Genomic DNA, 8,210 nt, shown 5'->3' with positions numbered 1-8,210 from the left:
CCACCCCGCGGCGGGGCCGGTCTGCTGCAGCCGCGCGGGCCCGAGCGCTCCCGAGGACGCCCGTGCCAGGAGCGCGGCGCCGCCGGCCGCTCCCGCGACGACGAGGCCGAGGACGATGAGCCGGGGCGCCAGCGGCTCGTCGCCCCGGTGGGCGGCGAGCAGTCGCGTGCGGGCGATCCAGCCGGCCCCGGCTCCGACGGCGACGACGAGCAGCGCCAGCAGCAGCAGCCAGGCCGACGGCTCCTCGGGGATGATCCCGAGCACCGGGATCCCGGGGACGACCCCGAGGTCGGTGCCGCCCGGAGACACGGTCGTGCCGCTCCCGTGCGCGAAGCCGGGGCCGGCGGCGTACGCGGCGCCCCACACGATGTGGGTCGGCAGGTAGAGGAGCTGGCCGGTGCCGACCACGAGTGCGCCGACGAGGTCGACGTGAGCCGCTTCGAAGAGGGCGACCACGCGCCCGCCACCGGCGAGCACCGCGATCGCGGTCACCGCCGCGCCCACCGCGACGAGGCCGACGAGCGCGGCGGCGATGCCGCGCGCAGCGGCTTCGACGATGCCGGTGTCGTCGATGTCGATCCGGTCCCGGACGAGGTCGAGGAGGCCGTCGTCGCCCTCCCGCCAGGCGTGGACGAGGGCCCCGGCGGCCGCGGCGGCGAAGAAGACGGCCGTGGGGAGGAGGATCGCCTGCCACGTCGGGACCGCCACGACAGCCAGCGACGAGGTGGCGGCGACGAGCGCGGCGAGGGCGGCGACGGTCGCCGTCCCCGCGACGACCCCGGCCGGCCAGGCGCCGGCCCGCGCGGCGCGCATTCCGGACCGGGCGGCGAAGACGGCGGTGAACAGCGTGAAGGCGAGCGGGGCGAGCGAGAAGGTGAAGCTCGCGGCCTCCGCGGGGATCCCGGCGATCGCCGCGTACTGGTCGTCGAGCGTGATGCTCAGCGGCACGAGGTGCCCCGCCTGCCACAGGGTCGCCGCCGCGGGCCACAGTGCGGCCCAGTCGGGATCGGAGACGCCGAACACCCAGAGCAGCGTCATCGGGGCGAGGGCCGCGGCGATGCCGACGGCGACGACGATCACGGCGTCGAAGGCGGCGAGGAGGGCGACGAGGAGGCGGTTCATGCGGCTTCGACCCTACCGACAGCGCGCCGACGTTCACCGAGGGCGCGCGGGCGCGCTACCTTCGTCCCTGGAGGTCCCCCTTGAGCACTGACAGCACCACGCCCACCGCCCGCACCGAGCGTCCCGAATCCGCCCTCGACCGCTTCTTCGAGATCACCCGGCGCGGCTCGACGGTCGGAGCGGAGGTCCGCGGCGGCCTCGTCACCTTCGTGGCGATGGCGTACATCGTCATCCTGAACCCGATCATCCTCTCGAGCGGCACCGACGTGACGGGGGTGCCGCTGGACTTCGCGCAGGTCGCGGCGACCACGGCGCTCACCGCGGGGGCGATGACCGTTCTCTTCGGTCTCGTCGCCCGCCTGCCGTTCGCCTTCGCCGCCGGCCTCGGCATCAACTCGTTCCTGGCCGTCGCCGTCGTCGGCCAGGTCACGTGGGCCGAGGCGATGGGGCTCGTCGTCATCAACGGCCTGCTCATCGTGCTGCTCGCCGTCACCGGTCTCCGGCGGCTCATCTTCGACGCCGTGCCGATGGCGCTGAAGACCGCGATCACCGTCGGCATCGGCCTCTTCATCGCCTTCATCGGCTTCGTCGACAGCGGCTTCGTCACCGCCACCGGAGCGAACTCCCCGCCGGTCGGTCTCGGCGCCGCGGGCTCGATCGCGACCGTGCCCACCCTCCTGTTCGTCCTCACCCTGCTGCTGGCCGCCGTCCTCATCGCCCGCAAGGTCAAGGGCGCGATCCTCATCGCCCTCGTGAGCGGCACCGTCGCCGCCGTCGTCGTCGAGGCGATCTGGAACCTCGGTCCGAAGATCGGCGCCGACGGCCAGGTCGCCAACCCCGGCGGCTGGGGTCTGTCGGTGCCCGAGCTGCCGTCGACGCTCGTCTCCTGGCCCGACCTCAACCTCGTCGGGCAGATCAGCTTCGGCTCGTTCGACCGGATCGGCATCCTCGCGGCGACGATGCTCGTCTTCACCCTGCTGTTCACCAACTTCTTCGACGCGATGGGCACCTTCACGGGCCTGTCGCGCGAGGCGGGACTGGCCGACGAGAGGGGCAACTTCCCGCGCCTGCGCTCGGCGCTCGTCGTCGAGGGCATCGGCGCGGTCGCGGGAGGCCTCACCTCGTCGTCGTCGAACACCGTCTTCATCGAGTCCGGCGCCGGCATCGGCGAGGGCGCGAAGACGGGGCTCGCGAACCTCGTCACCGGCGGGCTGTTCCTCCTTGCGATGTTCTTCACCCCGCTGACCACGATCGTCCCGACCGAGATCGCGGCCGCGGCGCTCGTCATCGTGGGTGCGCTCATGATGGCCCAGATCCGTCACGTCGACCTCACCGACCTGTCGGCGCTCGTGCCGGTGTTCCTCACCGTCACGGTGATGCCGCTCACCTACTCGATCGCCAACGGCATCGGCGCCGGCTTCGTCAGCTGGGTCGTCATCCGCTCGCTGTCGGGCAAGGCGAAGCAGATCAGCCCGCTCCTGTGGGTGGTCGCCGCCGGCTTCGTGATCTACTTCGCGCGCGGCCCGATCGAGGCCCTGCTCGCCGGCTGATCGCGCGCCGCCCGCGGCGGGCCCGGGCCGACTCCCCGCGCGCCTCGACGCCGAACGACGAAGGGGCCGGATGCCGCTCGGCATCCGGCCCCTCTCACGTGCGATCAGAGTCCGGCGATGATCTCCCGCATCAGAGCGGCGGTCTCGGACGGGGTCTTCCCGACCTTGACGCCGGCGGCCTCGAGGGCCTCCTTCTTGGCCTGTGCGGTGCCCGCCGAGCCCGACACGATGGCGCCGGCGTGGCCCATCGTCTTGCCCTCGGGGGCGGTGAACCCGGCGACATAGCCGACGACCGGCTTGGTCACGTTCGCCTTGATGTAGTCGGCCGCCCGCTCCTCGGCGTCGCCGCCGATCTCGCCGATCATGACGATCGCCTTCGTCTCGGGGTCGGCCTCGAACGCGGCGAGCGCGTCGATGTGCGTGGTGCCGATGATCGGGTCGCCGCCGATGCCGATGGCCGTCGAGAAGCCGATCTCGCGCAGCTCGTACATCATCTGGTAGGTGAGCGTGCCCGACTTCGACACGAGGCCGATCGGGCCCTTGCCGGTGATGTTGGCGGGCGTGATGCCGACGAGCGCCTCGTCGGGCGTGATGATGCCGGGGCAGTTCGGGCCGATGATGCGCGTCTTGTTGCCACGGCTCTGCGCGTAGGCCCACGCCTCGGCGGTGTCGCCGACCGGGACGCCCTCGGTGATGACCACGAGGAGGGGGATGTCGGTGTCGATGGCCTCGACCATCGCGGCCTTGGTGAAGGCCGGCGGCACGAAGGCGATGGACACGTCGGCGCCGGTGGCCTCGATGGCCTCGGCGACCGAGGCGAACACGGGGAGCTCGACCGGGTTGCCGTCGGCGTCGGTGTGGAGCACCGTCGTGCCGGCCTTGCGGGCGTTCACGCCGCCGACGACGTTGGTGCCCGCCTTGAGCATGAGCGCCGTGTGCTTGGTGCCCTCGCCGCCGGTGATGCCCTGGACGATGACCTTGGAGTCCTTGTTGAGGAAGATCGACATTGTTCTGCGTTCCTTATCCGGGTCAGGCGTTGGCGAGCTCGGCGGCCTTGTCGGCGCCCTCGTCCATCGATTCGGCCAGGGTCACGAGCGGGTGGGCGGCGTCGCGGAGGATCGCGCGGCCCTCTTCGACCTTGTTGCCGTCGAGGCGGACGACGAGCGGCTTGGAGGCGCTCGCACCCAGCTCGGCGAGCGCGCCGACGATGCCCTTGGCCACGGCGTCGCACGCGGTGATGCCGCCGAAGACGTTGACGAAGACGCTCTTGACCTGCGGGTCGCCGAGGATGACGTCCAGGCCGGCGGCCATGACCTCGGCCGACGCGCCGCCGCCGATGTCGAGGAAGTTCGCCGGCTTGACGCCGCCGTGCTTCTCGCCGGCGTAGGCGACGACGTCGAGGGTCGACATGACCAGGCCCGCGCCGTTGCCGATCACGCCGACCTCGCCGTCGAGCTTGACGTAGTTGAGGTCGTTGGCCTTCGCCTTGGCCTCGAGCGGGTCGGCGGCGTCCTTGTCCTCGAGGAGGGCGTGTCCGGCGTGGCGGAAGTCGGCGTTCTCGTCGAGGGAGACCTTGCCGTCGAGGGCGATGATCTCGCCCTCCTCCGAGAGGATCAGCGGGTTGACCTCGACGAGGGTGGCGTCCTCGCCCTTGTACACCTGGAAGAGCTTGACGAAGACGTCGGCGACCTTCGGGGCCAGCTCGTCGTCGAAGTTCGCGGCCTTGGCGATCTCGAGCGCCTTGGCGGCGTCGATGCCGGTGAGGGGGTCGACCTCGACCCGCGCCAGCGCCTCGGGACGCTCGACGGCGAGCTCCTCGATCTCCATGCCGCCCTCGACGCTCGCGAGCGACAGGTAGGAGCGGTTGGCGCGGTCCAGCAGCACCGAGAAGTAGAACTCCTTGGCGATGCGGGCTCCCGCGGCGACCATGACGCGCTTGACGACGTGGCCCTTGATGTCGAGGCCGAGGATGGCCTGGGCCGCCTCGTACGCCTCGTCGGGGGTCTTGGCGACCTTGACGCCGCCGGCCTTGCCGCGGCCTCCGGTCTTGACCTGGGCCTTGACGACGACCACGCCGCCGAGCTTCTCGGCCGCTGCCTTCGCCTCCTCAGGGGTGTCGGCGACGATGCCGGCGAGCACCGGCACCTCGTACTTTTCGAACAGGTCTCGTGCCTGGTACTCGTAGAGATCCACGTGCAATCCTTCGCTGGGCGACGGTGGGTTTTCGAGGACGGAGAAGTCTCGATGTCGAGATATCGACCAGTCCCCCAGCCTAGTACGTGCCGCTGAGTGCCCTGTCCGCGGCCCCCGCCTGGGTAGGCTCTGCGTCATGAGTGAGCCCGCTCCCCCGCCGTCCCGCAACACCGTCGTCGCGGCCGCCCTCGAGCTGTTCGCCACGCAGGGGTTCGAATCCACCTCCGTCGAGCAGATCGCACAGGCGGCGGGCGTCTCGAGATCGACCTTCTTCCGCCAGTTCGGGGGCAAGGACGACGTGGTCTTCACCGACCACGACGAGCTCCTCGCGCAGCTGCGCACCTTCCTCGGCAGCCGCGACGGCCGCCACGAGAACCCGTGGGCGGCCGTCTGCGAGGCGTCCGTGCAGGTCTTCCGCCATTTCGCCGCCGACCCCGAGCTGGCGCGCCGCCGGTACAGCGTCGTGCGGCAGGTGCCGGCGCTGCGCGAGCGCGAGATCGTGACGGTGTTCCAGTACGAGCGGGTGTTCGACGACTACCTCCGCGGCGCGCTCCCCGGGATCGACCCGGTGGAGTCGGTCGCGTTCTCGGCCGCCGTGACCGCGGTGCACAACCACGTGCTGCGCCGCCTCCTGCGCGACACCAAGAGGGTGCCGGCGTCGGTGCTGTCGGCCGCGTACGACGACCTCATGCACCGCTTCGGCGTGCACCCCGACGGCGAGACGCCCGCGCGCGACGACCTCGTCATCGCGGCCTTCCCGCGCCGGATGCCGGCGGCGGAGGTCGCGCGCCGGCTCAAGTCCGAGCTGAGCTGACGCGGCGACCCGCGCCCCTCACGGCGCGGGCAGGAGCGACAGGCCGTGGAGCAGGTCGCTGCGCGACGCGGCCACGCACACGCGGATCCATCCCTCGCCGGAGGGACCGAACGCCGAGCCGGGCGCCACGGCCACCCGCTGCCGGCGCAGGAAGTCCTCGGCCCACGCGGCGACATCGCCCCCGCTGACGTGTCGCACGTCGATCCACAGGTAGAACGCGCCGGACGGCTCCAGGTAGCCGATACCCCGCTCGTCGAGGAGTGCCGTGGCGGCGCGGAGGTTCTCCCGGTAGTGGACGCGCGCATCGGCGACGGCGGACTGGTCACCGGTGAGGGCGGCGATCGCGGCGTGCTGCGCCGGCGCGTTCACGCAGGAGATCATCGCCTCCTGCGCCGAGCGCAGCGGCGCCGCCCAGGCGCGCGGCGCGACCAGGAAGCCCACCCGCACCCCGGTCATCGCGTACGTCTTGGACAGGGAGAAGACGCCCACGACGCGCTCGCCTCCGCTCTCGCGGGTGTCGAGCGCCGTCAGGCTCACGTGCGGCGCATCCCAGGCGAGCTCGGCGTAGACCTCGTCGCTGAGGACCCACAGATCGTGACGGCGCGCGAAGTCGAGGAGCCCCCGCGCGTGGTGCTCGTCCAGCACCGTGCCGAGCGGATTGGAGGGCGAGTTCACGATGATCGCGCGGGTGCGCGGGGTCACCAGTCGCTCCAGACGGTCCAGTTCGGGCAGGAAGCCCGCCTCCTCGCGCAGCGAGTAGGCGACCGGCACGGCCGAGAGCATCCGCGGGCTCATCGAGAAGGTGGTGTAGCCGGGATCCGGCACGAGCACCTCGTCGCCCGGGTCGAGCATCAGACCGAGCGCCTGATGCAGCGCCTGCGTGCCGCCGATCGTGGCCCACACCCGCTCCGGATCGAGCGCGACGCCGCGGTCCTGGGCGAATCGCTGGGCGAATGCGCGCCGCAGCGGCGGGATGCCGCCGTTGGCCGTGTAGTTGGTGTCGCCGGCGTCCCACGCGGCCTTCGCCGCGGCCGCGATGTGCGGGGCGACGGGGAGGTCCGGCTCGCCGACGGCGAGGAAGGTGACGCCCTCCAGGGTGAGCGCGATCTCGAACAGGCGACGGATGCCGCTGCCGGGCACCGCGGCGACATGGGGGCTCAGCTGTGGCACCCGCTCAGCGTACGCCCGGCGTGTTTCCCCGGGATGTCACGGTGATACTGCGTACCGCGGATGATGACACTGGATGCCGTGACGGGTTATCCTGTCGCGTATGGGCACCTCCCCCGATCTCGCCGCGTTCCCCGGCCAGTCCGTCTCCTCGTACGACGTCACCGGACGGCTCGGCACCGACTACTACGCCGTCTTCGCCGACATCCCGGCCGAGGACCGCGCCGTCTGGGAGCGCGCGCAGGCCTACATCGACGAGGTGGGCCCGGCCATGCGCGCGGCCTGGGACGCCGCGGACTACCCGATGGACATCGCCCGTCGCCTCGGTGCGCTCGACCTCCTCAACGACGGCATCGACCACCCGGACCTCACGCGCTTCTCGCCCCTCGCGGCGGGGCTCGTGAACATGGAGGTGTCGCGCGGCGACGGATCGCTCGGCACGGTCATCGCCGTCCAGGGCGGCCTCGCCCTGCGCACCCTCGCCCTCTTCGGCAGCCCTGCGCAGCAGGAGACCTGGCTCGCCCCGATCGCGCGCGCCGAGGTGCCCGCGGCCTTCGCCCTCACCGAGCCCGACCACGGCTCGGACTCCGTGTCGCTGGAGACGACGGCACGACGCGCCGACGACGGCGGATGGGTGCTGCGGGGGGCCAAGAAGTGGATCGGGAACGGCGCCGCCGGCGGCGTGACGTTCGTGTGGGCACGCGTGGACGACGAGGGCGCCGACGACCATGCGGCGGTGCGCTGCTTCCTCGTGGAGCAGTCCGCTCCCGGCTACATCGGCACCGTCATCACCGGCAAGGGCGCGCTGCGCGGCATCCACCAGGCGCACATCACCCTCGACGACGTCCCCCTGCCCGCCGACGCGGTGCTTCCCGGAGCCCGCACCTTCCGCGACGCCTCGACGGTGCTCTACTCGACCCGCTCGGGCGTCGCGTGGTCGGCGCTCGGCCACGCGACCGCGTGCTACGAGGCCGCCCTGCAGTACGCGCAGCAGCGCACGCAGTTCGGCAAGCCGCTCGCCCGCTTCCAGATGGTGCAGGAGCGGCTTGCCCAGATGCTCGAGGAGCTGACGGCCATGCAGCTGTACTGCCGGCACCTGGCCGACCTCGAGGCGTCGGGCGGCCTGCGTCCCACCCAGGCGTCGCTGGCGAAGTACCACAACACCCGCGCCGCGCGCCGGATCGCCGCCACGGCCCGCGACCTGCTGGGGGGCAACGGCATCCTGCTCGAGAACGGCGTGATCCAGCACATGGCCGACATCGAGGCGATCCACACGTACGAGGGCACCGAGAGCGTGCAGGCGCTGCTGATCGGGCGTGACATCACCGGGGTGAGCGCCTTCGCCTGACCCCTCGCCAGCGTCG

General features: G+C 72.0%; 7 protein-coding genes. 3 read left to right on the top strand and 4 right to left on the bottom strand.

What is annotated here, in order from left to right:
- The coding region (locus QQZ13_RS15330; protein ID WP_284530352.1) for a DUF6350 family protein at window positions 1–1,122 on the bottom strand (1,122 nt) is incomplete at its 3' end.
- Window positions 1,123–1,202: 80 nt separating this feature from the next.
- Here QQZ13_RS15330 and QQZ13_RS15325 point away from each other — a divergent pair.
- Window positions 1,203–2,672, top strand: a complete 1,470-nt coding sequence (locus QQZ13_RS15325) for an NCS2 family permease (RefSeq protein ID WP_284530351.1) — start codon at window positions 1,203–1,205, stop codon at window positions 2,670–2,672.
- Between the two features lie 104 nt (window positions 2,673–2,776).
- Here the strand turns inward: QQZ13_RS15325 and sucD are convergent, their stop codons facing one another.
- Together sucD and sucC are read right to left on the bottom strand one after the other, a co-directional pair.
- Window positions 2,777–3,679 carry a succinate--CoA ligase subunit alpha gene (sucD, locus tag QQZ13_RS15320; RefSeq protein WP_284530350.1) on the bottom strand — a complete coding sequence of 301 codons (903 nt, stop codon included), beginning with the start codon at window positions 3,677–3,679 and terminating at the stop codon, window positions 2,777–2,779.
- 22 nt (window positions 3,680–3,701) lie between these two features.
- On the bottom strand, window positions 3,702–4,865 hold the full coding sequence (gene sucC, locus QQZ13_RS15315; protein ID WP_284530348.1) for an ADP-forming succinate--CoA ligase subunit beta: 1,164 nt from the start codon (window positions 4,863–4,865) through the stop codon (window positions 3,702–3,704).
- A 136-nt stretch (window positions 4,866–5,001) separates the two neighbouring features.
- On the opposite strand from sucC, the gene QQZ13_RS15310 reads away from it, so the two are divergent.
- Window positions 5,002–5,679 carry a TetR/AcrR family transcriptional regulator gene (locus QQZ13_RS15310; protein WP_284530346.1) on the top strand — a complete coding sequence of 226 codons (678 nt, stop codon included), beginning with the start codon at window positions 5,002–5,004 and terminating at the stop codon, window positions 5,677–5,679.
- Between the two features lie 18 nt (window positions 5,680–5,697).
- Here QQZ13_RS15310 and QQZ13_RS15305 read toward each other — a convergent pair whose 3' ends face one another.
- Complete coding sequence (locus QQZ13_RS15305; RefSeq protein ID WP_284530344.1) at window positions 5,698–6,849, bottom strand: pyridoxal phosphate-dependent aminotransferase; 1,152 nt, start codon at window positions 6,847–6,849, stop codon at window positions 5,698–5,700.
- Window positions 6,850–6,949: 100 nt separating this feature from the next.
- On the opposite strand from QQZ13_RS15305, the gene QQZ13_RS15300 reads away from it, so the two are divergent.
- On the top strand, window positions 6,950–8,194 hold the full coding sequence (locus QQZ13_RS15300; protein WP_284530342.1) for an acyl-CoA dehydrogenase family protein: 1,245 nt from the start codon (window positions 6,950–6,952) through the stop codon (window positions 8,192–8,194).
- Window positions 8,195–8,210: the final 16 nt, after the last annotated feature.

The organism is Microbacterium sp. T2.11-28 (assembly GCF_950097975.1).
GTDB lineage: Bacteria > Actinomycetota > Actinomycetes > Actinomycetales > Microbacteriaceae > Microbacterium.
Note: the sequence above shows the minus strand (reverse complement) of the source record. Positions and strands in the feature narration are given on the sequence as shown.

Coding starts and splice junctions, on each gene's coding strand:
- sucD (WP_284530350.1), bottom strand. CDS start 3,679: ATGTCGATCTTCCTCAACAAGGACTCCAAGGTCATCGTCCAGGGCATC.
- QQZ13_RS15310 (WP_284530346.1), top strand. CDS start 5,002: ATGAGTGAGCCCGCTCCCCCGCCGTCCCGCAACACCGTCGTCGCGGCC.
- QQZ13_RS15300 (WP_284530342.1), top strand. CDS start 6,950: ATGGGCACCTCCCCCGATCTCGCCGCGTTCCCCGGCCAGTCCGTCTCC.